This is a genomic window from Acinetobacter pittii (assembly GCF_034067285.1).
Classification (GTDB): domain Bacteria; phylum Pseudomonadota; class Gammaproteobacteria; order Pseudomonadales; family Moraxellaceae; genus Acinetobacter; species Acinetobacter pittii_E.
This window is the reverse complement of the sequence record NZ_CP139286.1, coordinates 3,184,305-3,209,059: the sequence shown is the minus strand read 5'-3', so window position 1 is coordinate 3,209,059 and position 24,755 is coordinate 3,184,305. Positions and strand designations below refer to the sequence as shown.

Annotated in this window: 21 protein-coding genes; 6 read left to right on the top strand and 15 right to left on the bottom strand. The window is 39.5% G+C overall.

Annotation, left to right across the window (positions count from 1 at the left end; translation table 11 throughout):
* Window positions 1-47: 47 nt before the first annotated feature.
* Window positions 48-866: a prolipoprotein diacylglyceryl transferase gene (lgt, locus tag SOI81_RS15115; protein ID WP_016142272.1), complete on the bottom strand. Its 819-nt coding sequence runs from the start codon at window positions 864-866 to the stop codon at window positions 48-50.
* A gap of 93 nt (window positions 867-959) precedes the next feature.
* Here lgt and SOI81_RS15110 point away from each other — a divergent pair, with 93 nt between their 5' ends.
* Window positions 960-1,739 carry an NRDE family protein gene (locus tag SOI81_RS15110; RefSeq protein ID WP_239974868.1) on the top strand — a complete coding sequence of 260 codons (780 nt, stop codon included), beginning with the start codon at window positions 960-962 and terminating at the stop codon, window positions 1,737-1,739.
* Window positions 1,740-1,786: 47 nt separating this feature from the next.
* On the opposite strand, the gene SOI81_RS15105 is transcribed toward SOI81_RS15110, so the two are convergent.
* The 5 genes from SOI81_RS15105 to tatA all read right to left on the bottom strand — a co-directional run bounded on the left by SOI81_RS15105 (window position 1,787) and on the right by tatA (window position 7,881).
* On the bottom strand, window positions 1,787-4,120 hold the full coding sequence (locus SOI81_RS15105; RefSeq protein ID WP_320540955.1) for a PhoX family phosphatase: 2,334 nt from the start codon (window positions 4,118-4,120) through the stop codon (window positions 1,787-1,789).
* A 197-nt stretch (window positions 4,121-4,317) separates the two neighbouring features.
* Entirely contained in the window at window positions 4,318-6,270 is a 1,953-nt protein-coding gene (locus tag SOI81_RS15100; RefSeq protein WP_239974866.1) for a PhoX family protein, read from the bottom strand.
* Window positions 6,271-6,445: 175 nt separating this feature from the next.
* Entirely contained in the window at window positions 6,446-7,216 is a 771-nt protein-coding gene (tatC, locus tag SOI81_RS15095) for a twin-arginine translocase subunit TatC (protein WP_016142268.1), read from the bottom strand.
* Window positions 7,213-7,650, bottom strand: coding sequence for a Sec-independent protein translocase protein TatB (gene tatB, locus SOI81_RS15090; protein WP_171430375.1), 438 nt, complete (start codon window positions 7,648-7,650; stop codon window positions 7,213-7,215). The genes tatC and tatB overlap by 4 nt, the downstream gene beginning before the upstream one ends.
* A 12-nt stretch (window positions 7,651-7,662) precedes the next feature.
* Window positions 7,663-7,881, bottom strand: coding sequence for a Sec-independent protein translocase subunit TatA (tatA, locus tag SOI81_RS15085; protein WP_057105678.1), 219 nt, complete (start codon window positions 7,879-7,881; stop codon window positions 7,663-7,665).
* 252 nt (window positions 7,882-8,133) lie between these two features.
* Here tatA and SOI81_RS15080 point away from each other — a divergent pair, with 252 nt between their 5' ends.
* Window positions 8,134-9,009 carry an AEC family transporter gene (locus tag SOI81_RS15080; protein ID WP_239974864.1) on the top strand — a complete coding sequence of 292 codons (876 nt, stop codon included), beginning with the start codon at window positions 8,134-8,136 and terminating at the stop codon, window positions 9,007-9,009.
* Window positions 9,010-9,208: 199 nt separating this feature from the next.
* Here the strand turns inward: SOI81_RS15080 and rdgB are convergent, their stop codons facing one another.
* The 7 genes from rdgB to bfrD all read right to left on the bottom strand — a co-directional run bounded on the left by rdgB (window position 9,209) and on the right by bfrD (window position 17,665).
* Window positions 9,209-9,832, bottom strand: a complete 624-nt coding sequence (gene rdgB / locus SOI81_RS15075) for an RdgB/HAM1 family non-canonical purine NTP pyrophosphatase (RefSeq protein ID WP_004794770.1) — start codon at window positions 9,830-9,832, stop codon at window positions 9,209-9,211.
* A gap of 177 nt (window positions 9,833-10,009) precedes the next feature.
* Window positions 10,010-10,597 (bottom strand): tetratricopeptide repeat protein, encoded by a 588-nt coding sequence (locus SOI81_RS15070; RefSeq protein WP_017385717.1) that lies wholly within the window; start codon window positions 10,595-10,597, stop codon window positions 10,010-10,012.
* Window positions 10,594-11,187, bottom strand: a complete 594-nt coding sequence (metW, locus tag SOI81_RS15065; RefSeq protein WP_001217230.1) for a methionine biosynthesis protein MetW — start codon at window positions 11,185-11,187, stop codon at window positions 10,594-10,596. Before metW ends, SOI81_RS15070 begins: the two co-directional genes overlap by 4 nt.
* Window positions 11,187-12,347: a homoserine O-succinyltransferase MetX gene (gene metX / locus SOI81_RS15060; protein ID WP_239974862.1), complete on the bottom strand. Its 1,161-nt coding sequence runs from the start codon at window positions 12,345-12,347 to the stop codon at window positions 11,187-11,189. The genes metW and metX overlap by 1 nt, the downstream gene beginning before the upstream one ends.
* 83 nt (window positions 12,348-12,430) lie before the next feature.
* Complete coding sequence (gene leuA / locus SOI81_RS15055) at window positions 12,431-14,128, bottom strand: 2-isopropylmalate synthase (protein ID WP_182003078.1); 1,698 nt, start codon at window positions 14,126-14,128, stop codon at window positions 12,431-12,433.
* Between the two features lie 458 nt (window positions 14,129-14,586).
* Entirely contained in the window at window positions 14,587-15,270 is a 684-nt protein-coding gene (gene piuC, locus SOI81_RS15050) for a Fe2+-dependent dioxygenase (RefSeq protein ID WP_239974861.1), read from the bottom strand.
* A 106-nt stretch (window positions 15,271-15,376) separates the two neighbouring features.
* Window positions 15,377-17,665: a TonB-dependent receptor gene (gene bfrD, locus SOI81_RS15045; RefSeq protein WP_239974859.1), complete on the bottom strand. Its 2,289-nt coding sequence runs from the start codon at window positions 17,663-17,665 to the stop codon at window positions 15,377-15,379.
* Window positions 17,666-18,079: 414 nt separating this feature from the next.
* Between bfrD and tig the strand changes: the two genes are divergently transcribed.
* The 4 genes from tig (at window position 18,080) to SOI81_RS15025 (ending at window position 22,500) form a co-directional block, all read left to right on the top strand.
* Window positions 18,080-19,414, top strand: a complete 1,335-nt coding sequence (gene tig, locus SOI81_RS15040) for a trigger factor (protein ID WP_016142259.1) — start codon at window positions 18,080-18,082, stop codon at window positions 19,412-19,414.
* Between the two features lie 193 nt (window positions 19,415-19,607).
* Window positions 19,608-20,213 carry an ATP-dependent Clp endopeptidase proteolytic subunit ClpP gene (gene clpP, locus SOI81_RS15035; protein ID WP_002114870.1) on the top strand — a complete coding sequence of 202 codons (606 nt, stop codon included), beginning with the start codon at window positions 19,608-19,610 and terminating at the stop codon, window positions 20,211-20,213.
* A gap of 104 nt (window positions 20,214-20,317) precedes the next feature.
* A complete protein-coding gene (clpX, locus tag SOI81_RS15030; RefSeq protein WP_002114726.1) occupies window positions 20,318-21,631 on the top strand; it encodes an ATP-dependent Clp protease ATP-binding subunit ClpX in 1,314 nt (437 codons plus the stop codon).
* 152 nt (window positions 21,632-21,783) lie between these two features.
* Complete coding sequence (locus tag SOI81_RS15025; RefSeq protein ID WP_224992312.1) at window positions 21,784-22,500, top strand: DUF2846 domain-containing protein; 717 nt, start codon at window positions 21,784-21,786, stop codon at window positions 22,498-22,500.
* 24 nt (window positions 22,501-22,524) lie between these two features.
* Here the strand turns inward: SOI81_RS15025 and SOI81_RS15020 are convergent, their stop codons facing one another.
* Window positions 22,525-23,079 (bottom strand): DUF2059 domain-containing protein, encoded by a 555-nt coding sequence (locus SOI81_RS15020; RefSeq protein ID WP_016142257.1) that lies wholly within the window; start codon window positions 23,077-23,079, stop codon window positions 22,525-22,527.
* 142 nt (window positions 23,080-23,221) lie between these two features.
* Entirely contained in the window at window positions 23,222-24,748 is a 1,527-nt protein-coding gene (gene fumA / locus SOI81_RS15015; RefSeq protein ID WP_002115045.1) for a fumarate hydratase, read from the bottom strand.
* Window positions 24,749-24,755: the final 7 nt, after the last annotated feature.

The following is a 24,755-nucleotide window of genomic DNA, read 5'->3' as shown; positions in this document are numbered from 1 at the left end:
TAGCATAAAAAAGAAAAGAGGAGCCGAAACTCCTCTGATTTATCATATTAACTGTTCTTTTGTGGACCCCAGTCATAAATTTTCTTTTGATAGGCATACCACATCATCCAAAGGCCAATCAGCAACATTGGAACGGTGAGGATTTGTCCTTTAGTCATCCAGCCAAATAGAATAAAACCTTGGTCCGCATCGGGTTGACGGAAGAATTCCATCACAAAGCGCGCAACGCCATAACCCATTAAGAATAAAGCAGAAACTGCCATACGTGGACGTGGTTTTGAACTAAACCACCACAAGATAATAAATAGGATTAAGCCTTCACAAATTGCTTGATAAATTTGTGATGGATGGCGTACCAGTTGTAATGGATCAGTTGGGAATATCATACCAAATGGGTAATTAGGATCAGTTACCGCACGGCCGTATAACTCTCCGCCAATGAAGTTACCAAAGCGTCCAAACATTAGGCCAGTTGGTACACATGGCGCAATAAAGTCGAGGGTTTGGAACCATGTTTTTTGGTACTTTTTACACCAAAATAACATCGCAATCATGACGCCTAAAAAGCCGCCGTGGAAACTCATACCACCTGTCCAGACTTGAAAGAGCCAAATCGGGTTTTCAAGGAATTTATCAAACTCATAGAAAAGGACATAGCCGACACGACCGCCCAGAACGACACCTAAGGCACCATAAAACACCAGATCGGAAACCATGTCCGATGTCCAGCCATCACGCTGTTTGGCACGGTAGGAAGCAAGCCCCCAAGCACATAAAAATGCCAATAAATACATGAGTCCATACCAATGAACTTGAAGAGGTCCTAGATGTATTGCGACCGGATCGATATTAGGATAGGTCAGCATTGCTGCTCCTTGATCTTACGTTTTGACAGATTGTAGCGGAATGATGTGAAAAATGTTGTACATTCAATGTGTAAAGATAGGGAATAAGAAAAGATGTGTATTGTCGCTTTAGCATGGCATGTTCTGGATGATATGCCCTTGTGTCTTATGTCAAATCGGGATGAGTTCTATCATCGACCAACCGCATTATTGCATCAATGGGATCATACGCCGATTATTGCAGGGCAAGACTTACAGTCGGGCGGTACTTGGATGGGAATAACACCTCAAGGTCGATGGGCTGTGTTAACCAATTTTCGTGATGGACGAGATCAAAAGTCATATGAAACTTCTCGGGGCCATTTGGTTCAGGCTTTTTTAGAATCTGATTTATTGCCAATTCGATTTGCTCAACAATTAGAACAACAGCAACAGAATTTTGCTGGCTTTAATTTGTTTATGGGAAATGCGGATCAAGCGGTTTATATGAGTAACCGTGGTGAAGCGCCGCAAGTCTTAGCTAACGGTGTTTACGTGGTTTCGAATGGCTTGATGTCTGAACATTGGGAGAAAACTAAACATTTACGAACACGCTTTACGCAAGAGTTTTTGCCTATGCTTCAGCACCAAACGGAAGAGTTAACTTTACAGCATGCGGCGTGGGATATTCTTGAAGATGAGCGTAAAGTTACGACAGCATTACTACCCAATACAGGCATCCAGCCAGAAATGGAGGAGTTGTTATCCTCAACCTTTATTCAAAGTCCTGTGTATGGAACACGTTGCTCAAACTTTCTAAGAATGACCAATAATAAATGGCTTTGGTTGGAAAAGACCCAACAAGGCGAGCATAGTGGACAAATCGTTCAGCAACAGGTTCTCTTAAATCGATGATAATAAAAATGCCGATCAATTGACCGGCATTTTTAATTACTTAAGAATTAACCCGCGATCACACCGCCATCTTTACGGGTAATCACCACAGTTGCTGAACGTGGACGTGCAGTTTTATTGCTTGGATCTTTCTGGGTTGCAGGCCAGTTACTGTCTGGTGTCGAGTAACTTTTCGAGTCTTCACCAGGGTGTTGAACATTAATAAAGATTGCTTTGTGGTCAGGTGTCATGGCAATGCCTGTAATTTCACATTGCTTTGGTCCAACCAAGAAACGGCGTAGTGTTGAGTCTGTAACTTTAGCACCGACTAGCGTTTGTTGGCCATTTGACGTAGTTGCAGTACCACCATCACCAATTTGGCCTGGTAGTGCAGCAAGCATCATACAGTTAGTAACATCGGTGTAAGCACCATCATCTGTCTGAATCCAAAGTACGCCACGTGGGTCAAACCACATCCCGTCTGGAGATGACAAATCATTATTGTCGGTTAGGCCAGACAAGTTGATGTTTGAAGCCATCGATGCTTCTGCACCAAACAGATAAATATCCCACTTGAAGGTTTCGGCAGTGGTTTTGTCATCAGTTTCTTTAAAGCGGATAATGTGACCGTTAATGTTACCCTTTTGCTCTTTAGTGCCGTTGTAGAGGTCTGTGTAGTTACGTGGGTTTACAGCATCGGTCGCGTAATCTTTACCACGATTTGAGTTGTTGGTTAGGGTGACATAGACTTCGCCGTTTACTGGGTTAACCGTACACCATTCTGGACGGTCCATTTTTGTAGCACCGACTGCATCACCTGCCAAACGTGCAAATGTGGCAACGTCTGCTTGAGATTTAAATGGGTAAGTCGAATTACTTTCATTTAAGCCATTTTTACCATATGCAAGCTCAATCCATTGACCTGTACCATCGTTATTAAATTTGGCAACATACAATTTACCCGCGTTCATATATTTGTCGCCAGCTGTATAGCCACGATTTACATCTTTGGCATCCCACACTGCGGTAGAGACAAACTTATAGATGTACTCACCGCGAGAATCATCACCCATATAAAACGCTAATGGCTGACCTACTACAGCACGGCAAGCACTATCTTCATGTGCAAAACGACCTAATGAGGTACGTTTAACTGGATTTTGACGTCCATCAAATGGATCAATCTCAACCATCCACCCGAATGTATTTGGACCGTTACGATAATCTTGGGTAGCTTGTGCAGTTTTTACATCAGCATTCCAGCGATCATACAAGTCTTGTGACTCTACTTGACCAATTGCTGTTTCCCAGCCGTAACGTGAACTTGTGCCTAAATAAATTTGGCGCCCTTGTTCATCAACGTTAGGGATGAACTCACCATTTTTATCTTTTAAGTAAATGATATTGCCATCTTTATCTTTTTTAGGAGCACCTTTTTCATCTTTCTCATACAAATAAGGTTCATCTTTTTTAACACCTAAACCATAACGTTTTAATGCAATTTTTTCTGCATCTGTACGTGCATATTCATCACTACCTGAACGTTGGAAATAACCAATAAAGTTTTCTTCAGTAGTTAAGTATGTGCCCCAAGGCGTATAACCATTACCGCAGTTATTATGAGTGCCACGTGTTTGACGTCCAGCAGGTGAGAAGCGAGTTGCAAGCAAGCCAGAACCAGCTGCTGCACCTGCAAACTCCATAACTGTAGAAGCGGTAATACGACGATTAAAAATAGAGTTTTTATCAATTGTTACTTTTTGAGTTGCTGCATCTTTTTTGATGTGAACAATAGAAACCCCATGTGCATTGGTTTCACGAATGACTTCATCTTCAGGGCGGCGTCCATCAACTTTTGTTGGGCCTTTGGGGTGAAGGAACGTTTGGTTGATATATTCGTGATTCATCACCAATAAGCCTTCAGCTGAAATACTTTCATCAAAGTTTTTTGTTGAAGTATTTAAACCAAAGAAATGCATGCCGTCATGACAATCCCCTGAACGGAACTGGAAGCTTGGGCCTGATGGAATATTATTGTCATCCCAATCTCCAACTCTTGGGTTGATTGAATCACCCAAAGCATAAATGACATTCGCTTCATAACCTTCAGGTACAGTCACAATATCGTTATGGTTTTTCGCAACTGCGGTAAAAGTTAATTTTTCTGGTTTTTTATTTGGATCTACTGGTGTAGTCTCACCATTGTTTGAACCTGAGTCATCGTCACTATCATTACAGCCTGTTAAGGTAGAGGCTAAAGTTAGTGCTACCGCACCGCTTGCTGCTTTTGTAATTAAACTACGGCGACTGATGTGTTGTTCTAAAATGTCGCGAAAGTGGGTATTGTCAGAAGTATTATTGTCCAGTTCTTGGTCTTCATGATATGGCGTCAGCTCTGTCATGGGAAATTCCTAAGTAAATAAAGAGATTGTTCTAAAATTCTTCATGAGCTTAGTTTGTGAATGTGACGAGGCTTTGACGTTTTGATGATAAGTTAATGAAATGTTCTATAATTTTTTTCATAAAAAGTGAAAGTCGACTGTAAAAAACATTAAAGCTGACCTTGGCCAGCTTTAATACTTAAAGATGTTATGAAAAATTATTTGGTTGTAACAGAAGGGGCAATTGGGTCTGCTGTAATATAGCCGACGTTTGCGCTATAACCATTATTATAATTTTGGTTAATTAATGCTTTTACATCATCAGGTACACTGCTGCTATCGCCTGGGTGTTGGAAGTTGCTCATGATGTAAGTCCAACCATTAATTGAATCTACAGCATGTAAACCTGTTGACTCTGCACCTGCTGGTGTAGAAAGCAGTCGTGTTAACTCTTTAGTATCTACATTGTATGCCCACAAGAAGTTATTCACGTGGTTACCCGAGTCTTCACCAATAAATAATGTACGTAAAGTTTCAGAGAACTTCAGGTTGTCTGGGCTAGCAACTTTGTCTGGGTGAGCTGTATTACCTAAGCTATCTTTCTCAGAAAGATCTTCACCCATTAACAACATATATGAATAAAGAGGAACCCATTCGCTATTGATTGCGCTGCCTTCATTATCTGTAAAGCTTTTACCTAATTTGTGTGCAAGCACGCCACCAGCAGTAATCTTTTTAGAGAATCCTACATTATGTTCCGCAACATAACCTTTACCGCCAACAACCATTGAATCTTGAATATTAGCTAAAGCAGAGTACGCAATTTTATCTTTAATATTTACGTTAGTACCTTCCATCTTGGTGAACGCCATACTTGCACCTTTTAACGCTGCATAGCGATGTGTTTCCAAGAAAGCGGCCGCTTTTTCCATGCCTGGTTTAAGTTTTACCCAAAGCTGTTTCTTTGCCAAAGTGATTTCAGTGTAACTAGCATCATTTGGATTGGTTGTTAAACTTTCCATGATGTCAGTTGATTTAATTCCACCAGCAACTAAATCTTCAATTTCTTTACTTGTCGCGTGACCAAGTTTGATCCATTGAATGCTGGCTTGTGATGTTTCAGTTAGCGTATTGATGTATTTAGCAACATAGAGCGTACCTGCCGATAAATCTTTTTCTTTATCAGCAACGAACATGAAGAAACCACCGTTGGTGTAGTCATCACCCATGAGCGCTGTACGGTTGTCTGGCATAACATGAATAAGTTCATGAGAAATACGACCTAAACAATAATGCTTTTTAATACTACCAGTACCATCTAGGTTAACCGTTACTTCTGGCAAATGACCATAGTTATATGGGTTTGCTTTAGTTTCATCACCAAAGAAGTATTTCCCAAGATATTTTGGATCTGTACCACCAATGCCTTGATTGAATGCATCCGGCTCATATTCTTCACTCGATAAGTGAGTGTTCCAAGGCGATAAACTTGCACCACAAGTGATCCATAAGCCATGAACAGGAGCAGTGTCAACATTGAAGTATTTTTTTAGCTCTAAGTGACCTGTTTTCGGGTCTTGATCTAAAGTCAAAATTGCGATTGGAGATGGTAGTTGACCGTAAGTGTCACCGCCTGCTTGGTCTTTAGAGTTATATTCAAATTGAACAACGTGGAACACAGGGTTTGCTACGCCTTCAACTTTTGCACCTTCTAATTGAATTAAAGACGAACCATCTGGACAGTCAGAAAAGAACTGACGCTCTTTACCAGCAACCGATTTATCCATAATTGGATTGCCATTAACATCAAAATAACCACCCGCGATAATAGTTCCACCACCGTGCTTTGGTACGCTATCACCTGTTTTAAAGAAGGGTTTATAAGCAAGTTGGTATTCAGTACTGGTTGAGTTTTCCCAGTCAATTTTTAATTTAGAATTCACTAAAGTCGTTGCGCGATCTGCTGCAGTCGTAGGCGCCGACATTGCTGTGAATTTTGCATTTTTTAATTTACTTGGTTGCGGTGTTGGTGTGATTACAGAACTATCATCACTATCATTACAACCTGCTAACGTTGCTGCCGTAGCCATCGCACCTAATGGAAGGAAAGGAATCCCCGAAAACCATTTTAAAACTTCGCGACGTGTTGGGTGGTTAGAAGCAGTTGTCATAATAAATCCGTAAATTTTGTGGGTATATTTGTTGAGTTGATTCTATGGATTAAAAATGACACTTTTCTTACATTTTTAAGTCACTTTGAAGACAGTTTATTGCTTTGTAGATTAAAAAGTGCTCTACATAAAAAAGCCTGAACTTCGAGGTTCAGGCTTTTTCTTAAAAACTATTTTATTCGGCAGAATGAGTTTTTCTTTTCTCAAGAATTTTACCGAAGAGCAGACCAAGCTCAAAAAGCAACCACATGGGAATTGCTAACATCACCATTGAAATAGCGTCTGGTGGGGTAATAAACATTGCAACGAAAAAGCATCCTACAATAATAAAACGTCTTTTTTCAGCAAGACTTTTTGTATTTACGACACCAATTAAAATAAGCAAGAGAGTCGCGATTGGAATTTCAAAAGTCAGTCCAAACACTAAAAATAACTTTAAGCAGAAGCTTAGATAGCTATTAATATCGGTCATCGGTGCAACAGTTTCAGGCGATACACTAATAAAGAAATGCAAAATTGCCGGAAGGGTAATGTAATATGCAAAAGCAACGCCCGCATAAAACAAGACAATACTACCGATGAGTAATGGCAGGGCTAAATGGCGTTCTTTTTGATATAGCGCCGGACGAACAAATGACCATATTTCATAAAGAATAAATGGCATTGCCAGTACAAGCGCGACAAATAAATTGAGTTTAAAAGGTGCCATAAATGTTGCAGTGACATCGGTTGCAATCATTGAGGAGGAGGTCGGGAGTTGCAGCCTTAAAGGTTCGGATAATAATTGGTAAGTATTATTTCTAAAGGGTAATAAGCAAAAGAATAAAAATAAGGTTACCCCGACAATTCTAAATAAATGGCGTCTTAAAACAACCAAATGGCTCATGATTGGCATTTGGTCTAAATTTTCCTGACTATTTACAGTGGTTGAAGGCAGTTGGTTCATACGGCAATCTTCAATTTAACAGGTGATGTCTCTGAAATATCAGTTGATGATGTGAAAGGCACAAATTTTTCCACATATGGAACTTTATAATGGCCTGTTATAGGAAGACATATCCGAATAGGTTGAGGCATCTTTTTAACTGCCTCAGTCTTATCTATATTTTCAGAAATATTTTGTTTTTGGATTTCTTCAAGTTGTTGTTGAACTTTTCGTTCTAGTGCTTCAATGCGGTTGAGCTCTTCTTGCATTTCTTTTCGAAACTCAGAAAGACGCAACTCTTGATCAATCTCATTTTGCAAATTGGTAATATAACGTTTTAGGCGAACATACCATCGGCCAGCAAAACGTGCAGCTTCCGGTAGTTTATCTGGACCTAAAACTAAAATTGCAATAATTGCAAAGCAGAGTAGCTCTGTCATTCCTACATCAAGCATGGTCGAAAACCTTTAGCTTTTTACTGATGTGCTGTCAGGAGTTTTGACTTGGGCATCAATTGTACGTGGCGTATTAAGCGTTGCAGTTTCGTCTTCTTCACGAACTGATTTTTTAAAGTCTTTTACTGCACCACCAACATCTTTACCGATATTTTTTAATTTAGATGTACCGAATAATAAAATAACGACAATTGCAAAAATAACGACATGCCAAATAGATAAACCAGCCATGATCTTATACCTCTTTTCAGTTTGCTTTATATCAACAGGTTGCCATGACAGGAATGTGACACTTATATGTCATTTTTAAGACAGTGAATGAGGGATAAAGCCTAAAAAGATAATTTTCATAGAGATATTATCTGATTTTTAATTTATAGGCACGCCGTTATCGGGCGCTTAAATTACTTGAAATGGAAAGCACATTTCACTTTGAAAAGGTGTAGCATAACAAGCTGTTTTTAATGAGCAAGAGGAGAGAGCATGGCGCTACTACTGCCTGTATTGGCATTTATCACAGGACTTTTACTTGCCCAGACTTCCCTTGCCGAAACCATAAAACCTATTCTTTCAGCTTGGCTTGCTCGCTTACTGATTCCGGTTGTGATTATTTACAACATGGTATTTTATCAACCGGGTAGTTTGAGTTTAATGCTCTTTAGCTTCGGTTCAGCATTTCTTATTTTCTTTGCATATTTAGCTTTATTTAAAGACAGATTATTAGCGCTTTGCGTGAGTTATACCAACATGGGCTGGCTTGGTTTTCCTTTTGCCATGGCTTTATTTGGTCCTGATGCTACGGCTCCAATTGTTGCGCTATATATTGGGATGTCTCTTTTTGGAAATGCATGGGCTGTTACGGCCGTCACCACCGCACCACAAAGTAAGCTCAGCATATTAAAAAAGGTTTTAACTTCACCACCGTGTATTTCAATCTTTTGTGCACTTTTGCTCAGGTTATTAGGGGCTCAACATCTCGAGCATCCCGCCATACATTGGGTATATGAGGTTGCCAAGTTCGCAATGACTTTTGCTGGCATGTGTGTATTGGGAATGTGGCTGCGTCGTACTCGAGTACATTTAAAAGACTTAATTTATAGTACGAAAGCTCAAGCATTTAAAGTTGCCTGTGGGGTTGTACTTTGCGGCTTAACTTATAGGTTTCTACCGATTCCAAATATTTCTCAGCAAATTGGAGTGATGTTTTTAATGTTTTGTTTGCCGCCAGCAGCCAATATTGTAGCACTAGAAACTCATTATCAAGGAACGGGTAGATCTGCGGCTTATATCGCTTCTGGGACGATTGTGAGTTGTGTGTGTATTGCGATTTATGCTGTGTTTTTACACTTGTTCGTCTAATTAATTACTTAATTCTAAGTTTCCTACACTTACTTGTGCGAAGGCGGCATGGATGCCGCCAGTTAGACTGTGGTACAAGGAAGTACCATCAGTCTAACAAAAGATTTTTGCTTACTTTTCATCTTTGAAAAGTAAGAGTTGCCTATACGAAGCCGAATACTCTCTAACGTGGTATTCAAAGGCTATATGGAAAGAAACTTTATACTAAGCTCTCTCTGAATAACTGCATCGCTTGCCCACGATGACTAATCTTATTCTTATCTTCTTTAGAAAGTTCAGCGCTAGATACTTGTAGCTCAGGCAACCAGAACAATGGGTCATAGCCAAAGCCATTTTCACCGCGTGCAGCTTCTAAAATTTCGCCGTGCCAGATGCCTTGGAAAATTTGTGGTAAAGGATCTTCAGCATGTGTCACTAAAGCAAGTACGCATACAAACATACCTTCAATTACTTCACCATTTTTACGGTAGGGTAAAAGGTCATTTAATAATTTCGCATTATTTGCTGCATCGTCACCATGTTCTCCAGCATAGCGTGCTGAATAAATACCAGGTGCGCCGCCTAAGACTGGTACACAAATACCAGAGTCGTCAGCCATAGCAGGCTTCCCTGAAATTTTAGAAGCATGACGCGCTTTAATAATTGCATTTTCAATAAAGCTTAAGCCGTCTTCGATTGCATCAGGAATATTAAGGCGACCTTGAGGAATAATTTCTACTGGTAACTTGAGCTGTTCAAAAAGTTTTTCAAACTCTGCGACTTTACCTTTGTTATTGCTGGCAAGAACTAAACTGCCCTGATCAAACCAATGTGGGGTAGACATAATAAAACCAAACTTTATAGCTAATATCGAACATCAGTTATGTTACGTGTTTTTTAAGAGGGGATATAGAGATAAACAAATAGAATATAAATGAGAATATCCTAATAAACTAAAACCACCTTGTAGAGCATACAAGGTGGTTTTAGTCGAGTAAGGTTTTTTACGGATGAACCGTTATTATTGTGCTTGAATCCATTTGTCCGCACGGTCACGTGCTGTACGGATTTGTTCTTGAGTTAAGTTTGCTGCAAGAGCAGTTTTCTTACCTTCAGATAGGCTAATCACTTTATTGTCGAGCATGCCATCACGAGTTGAAAGCTCATACCACTGGTAAGCACCCACGTAGTTTTTCTTTTGCTCTTCCATCATCGCGAGGTTATAGCTTGCACGGTTATCGCCATTGCTTGCTGCTTTTTCAAAGTATTTACGAGCCATAGACTCATCTTTTTTAACACCAATACCGTCGGCATACATACGGCCTACATTGAGTTGTGCTGGTGATAAACCTTGGTCAGCTGCTGCTTTAAACCATGCGAAAGCTTGCTTCTCGTCTTTTGCTACATCTTTACCATATTGGTAGTGTGTACCAAGGTAAAATTGCGCGCCTGCTTGACCAGCTTTTGCTGCTTTTTGAAGATCATTAATCCCCATTGTTGAAAAACGTGCAGCCTGACTCGCAACCGATTGTGGCTGGGCGATATAATCTGCATGAGCCTGCATACTTAGCAGTCCTGCAAATAGTGTGCTAAATAATGTCTTTTTCATAGTGCACTCACTCGATAAATAGCGACTTCACCAAACAAATTCGGAACATGTTTGCTTAACAGGCTTCCCTGCTGATTTCCATTGACGGCGAGTCGATTAATAATTTGTATCTGATTTTCAGCACATAGTGCTTCAAAATCTTTAAATGTACATAAATGAATATTGGGGGTGTTATACCACATATATGGTAGAGCATCCGATACAGGCATCATTCCTTTTAATGCAAGAAAAGAGCGAGTCTTCCAATGCGCAAAGTTTGGAAAAGTAATAATGGCCTGTTTACCCACACGCACCATGTCTCTTAATAAAACATCGGGTGCATCTACGGCTTGCAAAGCTTGTGCCATAACCACATAGTCAAATGACTGGTCAGCAAAGCGGCTTAAGCCGAGATTCAAATCTTGTTGAATAATATTTAACCCGCGACTGACGGCAATTGCAATCTTTTCTTGATCAATTTCTAAACCATAAGCACGAATTTGATGCTTTTGGCTCATATGAGCGAGTAATTCACCGTCACCACACCCTAAATCGAGTACGCTTGAGCCGGGTTTAATCCACTTTTCTGCCAGTTGTTGATCAATACGCATTAGCTTGCCTCCAGTGATGTCGATTTTAAGTGTTCTTCACCGCCTAAGAAAGCGCGCATGGTTTTGACATACAGTGGAATAGGGAATAAGAACGAGTCATGACCTTGCTCAGTATCAATATCTAAGTAACTTACAGGCTTATGATTAGTAATAAGTGCATCTACAATTTCTTGTGAACGGCTTGGTGCAAAACGCCAGTCAGTGGTAAACGAGACTATCAAGAACTGACATTTGGTTTTGCCCATTGCTTCAGTTAATGAGTGACCGTACTCACGTGATGGGTCAAAATAATCTAAAGCTTTGGTCATGATAAGGTAGGTATTGGCATCAAAGTTACGGCTGAACTGTTCGCCTTGATAACGAAGATAGCTTTCGACCTGAAATTCGACATCAAAACCATACATAAATTTGCCAGATTTTAAATCACGGCCAAATTTTTGTTTCATGGCTTCTTCTGAAAGATAGGTGATATGACCGACCATGCGAGCCAAAATTAGTCCGCGTTTCGGGTAACTATCATTTTCTAAATAACGACCATGATGGAAATCTGGATCAGATAAAATCGACTGACGCGCAACTTCGTTAAATGCAATATTTTGTGCTGAAAGCTTTGGTGCACTGGCAATAATCACACACTTTTGTAGACGGTCAGGATAATCGACTGACCATTGTAGGGCTTGCATGCCCCCTAATGACCCACCAACCACTGCATACCAGACGTTTACACCTAAACGGTCAGAAAGCATGGCCTGAGTTTTAACCCAGTCGCGCACCGTTACTAACGGAAAATCCGGTCCATAAGGACGGTTATCATTTTCAGGATTTGGTGATGTTGGACCAGTTGAGCCACTACATCCACCAATATTATTGAGCGAAACTACAAAAAACTTATTTGTATCGATTGCCTTACCCGGGCCAATACAGCTATCCCACCATCCAGCTTTTTTATCATCTTCATGGTGATAACCAGCCGCATGATGATGTCCGGAAAGAGCATGACAGATTAAAATGGCATTTGATTGATCTGCATTTAAAGTGCCGTAAGTTTCAACCATTAATTCAAAACGAGGCAAAACACGCCCACATTCAAGATGTAATGGTTCTTCAAATTGGAACTTTTGCGGAGTGACTAACCCCACTGAATCAGCTGGAAAAGACACGGGAACATTTCGCCTTTTAAATCTTTCAGGAATAAAAAGAAAGGATACCAAGCTAGGTATCCTTTCCAAAGTCTTTTTTTTAATTAAACAGCAGCGGCAACCACCTGATCTGTACTTAAAACACCTTGATCAATCAAACGGTTGGTACATGCGATAATTGCTTCAATGGATGAGGTGACTGTATTGTCATGAACACCGGCACCAAATGAACCTTTACCTGTACCTTTTACTTGAAGCTCAATTAAGGTTAATGCTTTCGCATTTGCACCTGAACTAATACTACGTTCTTCATAGTTCAATACGTCAATTGGTAATTGAAGTGCATTTAAGAACGCAGAGATTGGTCCATTACCTTCACCACGAAGTTGTTGTGTTTCACCTTCGACATCCACATCAAGTTCGATAATCTGAGTACCGTTAATATCAGATAACTTGTAGTTCTTGACTGTGTAATGATGGTTTTTCACATCAACATAAGTGTCTTTAAATAATGTCCAGATTTCTTTGGCATTAATTTCAGTACCGTTCTCATCAGCATATTGTTGAACAACTTGGCTGAATTCGATTTGTAAACGACGCGGCAATACAACGTTGTAGTTCGATTCTAATAAGTATGCAATACCACCTTTACCAGACTGGCTGTTTACACGAATTACAGCATCATAGTCGCGGCCCAAATCTTTCGGGTCGATTGGTAAGTAAGGCATATCCCAGACTTCTTCGTTTTTCTGATACTCGAAGCCTTTTTTGATTGCATCCTGATGTGAACCAGAGAATGCAGTAAATACCAAGTCACCTGCATATGGATGACGAGGGTGTACCGGTAAGCCAGTACATTCTTCAACCGTTGCAATCACTTCATTAATGTTAGAAAAATCTAACTCAGGCGCTACGCCTTGGGTGTACATGTTCAACGCAATTGCTGCAACGTCAACGTTACCTGTACGTTCACCATTACCAAAAACACAGCCTTCTACACGGTCAGCACCTGCCATAATGGCAAGTTCTGAGGCAGCAATACCACAGCCGCGGTCATTGTGGCAGTGAACAGAAATGATCACGCCGTCACGACGTGCCAAATTACGATGCATCCATTCAATTTGGTCTGCATAAACATTTGGTGTAGAAACTTCTACAGTCGCAGGTAAGTTTAAAATCACTTTATGGTCAGGACGTGCATCCCAGATTTCTGTGACGGCATCACAGACATCTTTAGCGACTTCTAATTCAGTTGCAGAGAAACACTCTGGGCTGTACTGGAAAATCCAGTCAGTTTGAGGATACTGTGCAGCATACTCTTTAACTTTTTGAGCAGCATTAATTGCTAATTGTTTTGCACCATTAACATCTACGTTCAACACCTTTTGACGGAAGGTTGGAGAGTTCGAGTTATAAATATGCACAATTGCGCGTTTAGCACCTGCCAAAGATTCAAACGTACGTTCAATTAAATGGTCACGTGCTTGAACCAAAACTTCAATGTATACATCATCAGGAATATGATTTTCTTCGATCAACATACGAGTAAAATCGAAGTCAATTTGTGATGCAGAAGGGAAACCGATTTCAATATGTTTAAAACCGATTTTCACAAGCATTTTGAACATTTTGAATTTTTGTTCCATGTTCATCGGTTCAAAAATTGCTTGGTTACCGTCACGTAAATCGGTACTCATCCAGATTGGCGCTTTTGTAATTTCTTTATTCGGCCATTGGCGATCTGGTAAATCCACACGTTGGTACATACGGCGGTATTTTTTGCTAGGGTCAGCCAACATCATGAGAAAACTCCTTGTCTCGTAGCGCGGTTGCTCTGGATATATTTAAAAGGCAACGTCTCTACTTAATATATGGTATCTAATTCAGAAAAATTAAAGGTAATTTTGAAGTGCTGCTTTAAAAAGCAGACAAAATTTTTATACGCGCGCTTGGCGCAGCATCAGGAGTTGCAGATGATGTCTTGCTTGAGTAGGCTGGGCAAACAAGTAATTCGTTTTCATCTCTAGACCGTAGAATAATAAGTTTGATGGTTTGCGGGTAATCTTGATATTTAGATATATCACATCTAAACAATGATTACACCTTGTGCAAAATTCTTATCATAATTTTAGTTAAGTTGTTTAGAAAATAATTTTCTAATTTTGCGCTGTTTTATTTTTTATGGAAAATTATTTTCATATTTTTGCCTTTTTAGGGTAAAAAAGATTATTAAGTCTTAAAAAGGCAAAAATAAATAGTGTTACAGTTCTGACCACATACGAATTAAATTATGATAAATGTTGGTGAGCTTCATGACTTCTGGGTAGTTATCGCCGTGTGATTTGCGTAGTTCTCGAATGCTCTCATCAAGATTAAATAAGAGATGGCGTTTACTATCGTCTCGAACCAGACTTTGTACCCAGAAAAAAGAAGCAAAACGAGTACCAGAGGTAATACTGCTGACTTCATGTAGGCTGGTAGAAGGGTAGAGCACCACATCACCTGCGGGCAATTTGACTTCGTGATAACCATAAGTGTCTTCAATAACGAGGTCACCACCTTCATATTCATCAGGTTCACTTAAAAATAAGGTACATGATAAATCGGTGCGTAGCTGTTCAGAAGTTCCACGAATAAGACGAATTGAGTTATCTACATGGAAACCAAAGCTTTCATGTTCATCATAACGATTAAAAAGCGGTGGAATAATTTTATGAGGTAAGGCTGCGGCCTGAAACACAGGATTTTGCCAAATTGCTTTGATGACAATCTCACTTAAATGGTGGGTAAGTGGATCTTGTTCTGAAAGTTGCTGATTTCTTTTAACAGAAGCAGACAAGGTGCCGGCAGTCACTTTTCCACCTACCCAATTGGCTTCTTCCATGAGCTTACGAAACTCGGCAACTTGCTCTTTGCTTAAAACATTGGGGATATGATGAATCACAGCAAACACCTTTTATATAGAGACTTCATTTGTAAAAATAGCCTCGTGATGAGGCTATTTTATATGAATTTCAATTAATTCCATAAATAATTTATGGAATTTAAACTTAGTATTTAAAGTTAATCGCTAAGACAGCATTACGGCCATTACCTTCAAACGCGTAGTGAGCTGCATGTGCACTAGTGAAATAACGCTTATCCGAGATATTGTTGATGTTAAACTGTAAATTTACGTTCTTGTTCACGTCGTATTTAGCCATAGCATTATAAATGGTATAGGTTGGCAAATATTTCGGAGCAGTTGTATTTACGAAAACTTGATCACGATATTCAACACCAGCACCTAAAGTCAATTGAGGCATTACTCTGTAAGTAGACCATAAGGTAGCACTATTTTTCGCTACAAATGGTAATGGTTTACCTTCTTGAGCAACTGCATTGTATGCCGCTTCAGTGATTTCGCTATCTAAATAGCTATAGCCTGTAGAAACATCCCATTTGTCGGTAATTTTTCCGTTCAAACTAATCTCAAAACCGTCAACTTTACTTTTACCTGCATTGGCAGTCGTATTTGGGTCGATTTGGATGCGAGTATTTTGCTTTTCAGTACGGAAAATAGCTGCTGTTAAGTTTGCACGGTTATTAAATAAATCCCATTTTGTACCTAATTCAAAGGTACGTGCTTCTTCTGGCTTAAGGGCATTTGCACTCGCACTTGCGCTACCTGAATCGCTAATAGAATCTGAACCAGTATCACCTTCAGCAAGTACACCTACCGGGTTTGCTGATGTAGCGTAGCTTAAATAAATACTACCATCTTCGGTTGGTTTGAAAACTAGACCAGCTTGGTAAGAGAAGTAATCTGTATCGCTTTCTAATTTATCACCAGTTTTATGAGGAGTACGTCCACCTACGTCCTTATTATATTTTTTCTCAGTTTCGAACTTATCCCAACGAACACCTAAGTTAAGTAACCATTGTGGATTAAATTCAATACTATCTAAAGCATAAACCCCTACATTATGACTGCGTGTCGTAGATTGCGCTTTAATTGCTCCACGTGTGTCATAGAAGGCGCCGTTTCCTGGGTTATTTAAACTCGTACACCAGCCATTTGAAGCAGCCGCAGCTGAATTACAGTTTTGAATATTACTGTCTAAAATAGTCGATGTAGTTTCACCAGCAGCATTAGTAAAGGTATATACGCCTTGGTCAGTTTCTTGGAAGCTCCACTCAGTACCAACATTAAAAGAGTGTTTTAAGCTACCTGTATTGAATTTACCTTTTAAAGAAAGCTGGTCGCTATAAGCATCACTATCTAAGATACGGCTTAACGCACGGCGAGCGATTGTACCTCTATAAATATTACCCTTAGAGTCATCAGCATTCGTATAAACATAATCAGATTTAGACTTGTTATAGGTTGCTACATTCGACAAAGTAAGGTTTTCATTAAAGTCGTGTTCTAACTTAAACGTACCAATGTGATTTTCTCGTTTATCGAAATCACGTGCTTTCCAGCCATAGTAGGTGCCAGCTTTTACATCAACAGGTTTACCATCACCAGGTGTTACAATAACCCCAACTGGAGGCTTTGCTGGGTTTGCATTGTTAAATGGAATACCTGCATCTGGTTCATCATTACTACGTAAATAGTAGTAGCTTAGTGTTCCACGTGTCGCTGTATCTAGCCCAAATGCAAGACTTGATGCAATACCGGCACGAGCATATTCGGCACCGTTACTTTGACCAGCTTTTTCATTTTCGTGGCCCATAATCACAACACGACCAGCAATGCCATTCCCAAAGTCTTTGTTAGCATCAAGCTGGATATGACGATAATTATCAGTCCCGCCTTGAACACTGCCTTGGTATACGTCGCCTTCATGAGCAACTTTAGGAATTAAATTAATACTTCCACCAACGCTACCACCGCCACCAAGAGCAGACGAAGAGCCTTTAATCACTTCAACTTGTTCGATGGCAAACATATCGCGGTTTTGAGATGTTGTATTACGAACACCATCAACATAAATAGAAGACTGACCGCTATAACCACGAATATAAGGCATATCGGTAAATGGTGTACCACCTTCACCTGCACCTAAAGTAATGCCTGGCTCATAGCGTAAAGCTTCGAGAAGGGTATTAGAGTTTGTATCTTTAATTAATTTTTGAGAAAGAATAGAGACTGATTTTGGTGTGTCTTTGAGAGGAGCTACGAATTTAGCATTTGCTGATTGATCTACTTTTAATGATTCTTCTTGAGTCGCTTGAGTATGAATCGTTGGTAATTGTGAAACTGCTTCTTGTGCCATAGCTGTTGTTGCAATCATTGATAGCGATGAGGCTATTGCAGATGAAACAATTTTTTTACGTGTTCTAATCAAAGACATGACTTCAGGACTCTAAAGCTAAAAGGTTATGCGAATAATAATAATTCTTATTTATATGTGTAGTTTGTGTTAATTGGATTTGCCAATTGAATTATGAAGTGAAAATGAATAATTAAATGGTGAATTGTACTTTTATGTAGCTAATCTACTGATTATTAGTCATTGTTTGTTAAAGCGATTAAAATCAAACTTTAATTGTAATTTTAGATTTATAAAGAATAGCTAAAAAATTAGTTTTACTTAAGGCTTTATGAAAAATATTTAAAGAATCATAAAATTACTGTGAAATTTCTTGGAAAAATAGCATTCACTTATAGGAACTGATCGGTTAATTTTGTATATCTGGAAAGTTGTCATATAATACAGCACTTTTTTAAAAACTGTTCCTACTAACTAATTTTTATCGAGGAAGCCATGCAAGTAACGACTGAAGCGGTTTCGGGCGTTGCCCGTCGTTTAAATGTGTCTGTACCGACGAGCCGTATTAACGAGCAATTTGAAGCTCGTTTGAAGCGCACTGCCAAAACTGTGAAGATCAACGGCTTCCGTCCAGGTAAAGTACCTGAAAACGTTGTTCGTCGCGAATACGGTGCAAGCATTTATCAAGAAGTTGTGAATGACATCATTCGTGATAGCGTTTTTGAAGCAATTCAACAAGAAAAAATCAATGCGGTAGGTATGCCGAACATTGAGAAAGTTGAACATAAAGAAGACGCTTTAGTTTTTGAAGCAACTGTAGAAGTTTATCCAGAAGTTGCTGTACAAGCATTCGATACTTTAGAAGTTGAACGTAAATCAGCTGAAATCAAAGACGCTGACGTTGACGCTATGATCGAAAACTTGCAAAAACAACGTCAAACTTGGGCTGTAACCAAGGGCATGGCGAAGAAAGACATGCAAGTGACTTTTGACTTTGAAGGCACTATTGATGGTGAGAAGTTCGAAGGCGGTTCTGCTGAAGACTTTAAACTTGTGTTAGGTTCAGGTCGTATGATCCCTGGCTTCGAAGACGGCATCATCGGCATGAAAGCTGGTGAAGAGAAAGTCATTGACGTTACTTTCCCAGAGGATTACCAAGCTGAAAACTTGGCTGGTAAAGCAGCTCAGTTCAAAATCACTGTGAAGCAAGTTGAGAAATCAAAACTTCCAGAAATTGATGCTGAATTCTTAAAAATCTTCGGTGTAACTGAAGAAGAAGGCATTGAGAAGTTAAAAGCTGACGTTCGTAAGAATATGGAACGTGAAGTTCGCAATGGTTTACGTAACCAAGTTAAACAAGCTGCTTTTGATGCACTTGTTGCTGCGAACGAAGTTGAAGTTCCAAGTGCAATGGTTGCTCAAGAAATTGACCGTCAACGTCAACAAATGGTTCAACAGTTCACTCAACAATTTGGTGGTGCAGGCGCGCAATCTTTTGATAAGAGCATGCTTCCTGACGAATTGTTCAAAGAACAAGCAGAGCGTTCTGTTAAGCTTGGCGTATTGGTAAGCAAAGTTTTAGCTGATGCTAAACTTGAAGTTGATCAAGCTCGCGTTGATGCTTACATTGACGACATGGCTTCTTCTTACGAAGATCCAACTGAAGTGATCGAATACTTCAAAAATGATGCTCAACAACGTGCTCAAATCGAAGCAGTTGTATTAGAAGATCAAGTTGTTGATCACATCTTAGCTGGTGCTAAAGTGACTGACAAAGCTGTATCTTATGATGACTTATTGAAAGAACAACAAGCTCGCCGTATGGGCTAATCTTTTAAGAAGTCAGAAAAAGGCGCCTCGGGCGCCTTTTTTGTTTTTCTTTATGTGGTCAATTTGAGTGCGACATTAAGTACTTAGGTATAAATAATATAATATTTCAGTGCGAACCTTTTGCAATTTGAGAAATTATCCCGCATATTGTTGCCATAGGTTAAGTCACAAAAAATTTAGGAATAAATAACGTATGTATGTTCCAACAATTGAAAATGCTTTAGTTCCTGTTGTGGTTGAACAATCTTCTCGCGGCGAACGTTCTTTTGATATTTATTCACGACTTTTACGTGAGCGCGTCATTTTTCTGACAGGTGAAGTTGAAGACAATATGGCAAATTTAATCGTTGCCCAAATGTTGTTTTTAGAAGCTGAAAATCCTGATAAAGATATCCACCTTTATATCAACTCTCCAGGTGGATCTGTGACAGCAGGTATGGCTATTTATGACACGATGCAGTTTATTAAACCTGATGTCGTGACATATTGTATGGGCCAAGCTGCTTCAATGGGTGCATTCTTATTAAATGCGGGTGCTAAAGGCAAACGTTATTGTTTAGAAAATGCCCGTGTCATGATTCATCAACCATTGGGTGGTTTCCGTGGTCAAGCATCGGATATTGAAATCCATGCGCGTGAAATTCTCTTTATTAAAGAACGTTTGAACCGCTTAATGGCAGAGCACAGTGGTCAAGACTATGAAACCGTTGCTCGTGATACTGACCGTGATAACTTTATGACAGCTCAAGCTGCTAAAGAATATGGTCTGGTTGATCAGGTGTTAAGCAAGCGTCCATAAGGACCTTTTATATAAATAACTTGAGATGTTGAAAAAGATCTCCATTTAGTTATTTATGCAGTGCATCTTGCCCTAATATTTAAGATTCTATTTGTGGAGTGAATATGTCCGAACATCCTCAAGGACAAAAACATTGTTCATTTTGCGGTAAAACGCAGTCTGAAGTCGGGAAACTGATTGCGGGTGAGGACGCATATATTTGTAATGAATGTGTGGATGTCTGCTTAGACCTCGTACAAACCAGCCAGCAGGTTGAAGCAGGTGACTGGGCGAGTAAGGCATTGCCAAAACCACATGAAATACGTGCTGCGCTTGATCAATATGTTATTGGTCAAGATCTTGCCAAAAAGACACTCTCTGTTGCGGTTTATAATCATTATAAACGTTTAAAAGTTGGTCATAATGGCCATGTGTCTAAAGAAGTAGAAATTGCTAAAAGTAACATTCTACTGATTGGACCAACTGGTTCAGGTAAAACTTTACTTGCGCAAACATTAGCTCGCCTTTTAGATGTTCCATTTGCAATGGCAGATGCAACAACATTAACCGAAGCAGGTTATGTGGGTGAAGATGTTGAAAATATTGTACAAAAGCTTTTGCAAAAAGCAGACTACGATGTAGAAAAAGCTCAGAAGGGCATTATCTATATCGACGAAATTGACAAGATTACTCGTAAATCTGAAAACCCGTCAATTACGCGTGATGTGTCTGGTGAAGGTGTACAACAAGCATTATTAAAAATGATTGAAGGTACTGTTGCTTCGATTCCTCCTCAAGGTGGTCGTAAGCATCCACAGCAAGAGTTTATCCAAATCGATACCTCAAATATCTTATTTATTTGTGGTGGTGCATTTTCTGGTTTGGAAAAAATTGTACAACAGCGTCAAGAGAAAGGCGGCATTGGTTTTACTGCTGACGTTAAAAACAAAGATGAAACCAAAAAACTTGCTGAATTGTTCCGTCAAGTTGAGCCAACCGACTTAGTGAAATTTGGTTTAATTCCAGAGTTCATTGGTCGTTTACCCGTGATTGCGACGCTTGAAGAACTAGATGAAGAAGCTCTAATGCAAATTTTGACTGAGCCAAAAAATGCATTAACTCGTCAGTATCAATATCTTTTCACTATGGAAAATGTTGATCTGATCTTTGAAGATTCTGCATTGCGTGCTGTTGCTAAAAAAGCGCTTGAACGTAATACGGGTGCGCGTGGTCTGCGTTCTATTATGGAGAATGTACTGCTTGAAACTATGTACGATTTACCAAGTCGTACAGATGTTGGAACAGTCATCATTAACGAAGCAGTCATTAATGGTGAAGCAGAGCCTGTTTATCAAGCTGAGCGCCAGCCTAAAGAAGCTGCAACGCATGAAAGTGTTGCTAAGGCAGATTTAAAGGTTATTGATTCGAAGTCTGCATAGATTTCATTCATCTAAAAAGCATGAATTGCGCTAGTGATTCATGCTTTTTTTGTTTTCAATTTATATGGGTAGTGTTAATCTTAAAAATACAAAATACGCATAGTTTTGCGTTGTAAAAAATAAATCAAAAACAAAACGCTTTGAGGGATGCCATGCGTTATTTAATCGTATCTTTGTGCTGTGCCGGACTGTTTGTAGGCTGTCAAAGTTCATCTCATTTAGAAAAAAATCCGAGTGAATTGACCGCGACTCTACCTAAAGTTGATGTTGAAAAAGAACCTGGTTTATTAGATCAATATCATTTAGGCGGTTTTACTGTGGGAGGGTGGGTCAATCAAAAGTTAGGCCAGACATTTGCTCCAATCAAACCACAAAATGAACAAGCTGCTGTAGTTTATTTATATCGACCAGACACGAAATGGAATCGTCAGGAAATCGCAGCGATTAATCTCTTTGTGAATGGTAAGCGCATTCCGAGTCTATTACATAATCATTATTACTGGATTGAGTTACCCGCAGGAACCTATCGTCTTTCTGCGAGTCGCCCTTTACTTGGTATCCATTTCCAAGAACCAAAATATATTGATATCACTGTTGAGTCGGGAACGTCTTATTATTTGAAATATGACGAAGAAAATAAAATGGACCGAAGCGAACATACGGGCCCATTTATGTTAATGCAAGACAACATTGGACGTAGAGAGATAGCATTTACCGAGCTTAAATCTTCTAGCTACAATTTTGTGGCTGAAGATGCTTCAGGAAAAATACGCAATAAACCACAAGAATTAAAGCCAGCCAAATATGATGAAAAATCAGATGTACATCTGATTAAGCCATTTAAATTATGGAATCCTTTAACTTGGTAATGAGCTAAAAAAGATAAAGAAAAGTTAAGACTTTTCTTTATCTTTCATTAATGGAGCAATAATTTTAAGCATCTCTTCTTGCATATGATCTCGTGCTTTAGGGTCATTAAATGTCTGCTGTCCCAATTCCATCATATATTCTGAAATTTGCCCCATAATCTGTACGTTCTTACGCGTAATTGATTGGCCTTCTGGGGTTTTTAAAAATTTCAGATTAGCCTGAATTTCCTCTTCAGTATAAGTCTTAAGGTAAATATCCTGTAAGGCTTGAGTAGTTTTAGGATTGCTAATGAGCTGATTGCTCGAATCTTTTAAGAGTGAACCTAACTTCTTCGCGGCCTCTTTTTCTTTTGGGCCTAAAGTTTTAATACCCGTGATATTACTAACGATCTGTTCTGCTTGTTGATCGTAGTAAGGTGTTAATTCATTAATTGATTCTTTAAGCAGATAATCAATCTGGCTCATTTGCATGAGTTCTTTAACTGAACTTAACTTGGCAGGAGAAGCAAATAAGCTTGTGGTGATACAGCTTAGACAGAGGCTGATTGAAAGATTTTTAAGAAGAGGGCGAATAGTCATGAAATGACCTATATTCAATATATGGCGAGTGGGTACTTTCATTAATAGCACAGATTGACGAAGTAATTGTTACAATTCTTTTCAGATTTTAAAATAAAAAAAGAATGCATAAAAAAAGCACCGAATTCGGTGCTTTTCTTGATTAGCCAGCGGCTGCATCGACTACTGGAATTTTACCAATTTTCGCTTGCCAGATTTTTGGAGCTACTGCGTGAATTGAAGTACCGTTTACATCAACTGCAACAGAAACTGGCATATCTTCAACTACGAATTTGTAGATTGCTTCCATACCTAAGTCTGCAAACGCAACAACTTCAGCTTCACGAACAGCTTTCGATACGAGGTAAGCTGCACCACCAACTGCCATTAAGTAAGTTGCTTTGTTGTCTTTGATTGCTTCAATTGCTGTAGGACCACGGTCAGCTTTACCGATCATACCAAATAGGCCAGTATGTTCTAATACTTTACGTGTGAATTTATCCATACGTGTTGCAGTTGTAGGACCAGCAGGACCAACAACTTCATCACCTACTGGATCAACTGGGCCAACGTAGTAAATAAACTTACCTTTAAGATCAACTGGTAATTCTTCACCGTTATCGATCATTTCAACCATACGTTTGTGCGCAGCATCACGACCTGTGTACATTGTTCCACTAAGAAGTAATGTATCACCCGGTTTCCAAGAATCCATTTCTTCTTGAGTAATGGTATCAAGGTTTACACGTTTAGACTGTGAAGAGTCCCAAGTTACAGAAGGGTAGTCTTCAAGTTTTGGTGCTTGGATATGAGCTACACCTGTACCATCAAGCTGGAAGTGAGCATGACGAGTAGCAGCACAGTTAGGAATCATACCTACTGGTTTACCAGCAGCATGACATGGGTAATCTTTGATTTTAATATCAAGAACAGTCGTTAAACCGCCTAGGCCTTGAGCACCAATACCAAGTGCGTTTACTTTTTCAAAGATTTCGATACGAAGTTCTTCGATCTTGTTCTCTGGTCCACGGCGAAGTAATTCGTCCATGTTGATTTCTTCCATGAGCGCTTCTTTAGCAAGCATCATGGCTTTTTCAGCAGTACCACCAATACCAATACCGAGCATACCAGGAGGACACCAGCCTGCACCCATAGTTGGAACAGTTTTAAGTACCCAGTCAACAATCGAGTCAGATGGGTTAAGCATCGCGAGTTTAGATTTGTTTTCTGAACCGCCACCTTTAGCAGCAACAGTAATATCTACTTTATTACCCGGTACGAGTTTGTAGTGGATTACAGCAGGGGTATTATCTTTTGTGTTTTTACGACCAAATGCAGGGTCAGCAAGTACAGATGCACGAAGAACGTTGCTGTTTTCAAGGTAACCTTGGCGAACACCTTCATTTACCGCATCGTCTAAGCTCATTGTTAAATCAAATTTAACATCTAAGCCCACTTCAAGGAAAACGTTAACAATACCAGTATCTTGGCAAATTGGACGATGACCTTCCGCACACATGCGAGAGTTAATTAGAATCTGTGCAATTGCATCCTTTGCGGCTTTGTTTTCTTCGCGATCATAAGCACGGCTCATCGCTTGGATAAAGTCTTGCGGGTGATAGTACGAAATAAACTGTAGGGCGTCCTTGATCGATGTAATCAAGTCATCTTGTTTGATAATCGTTGTCATACCAGAA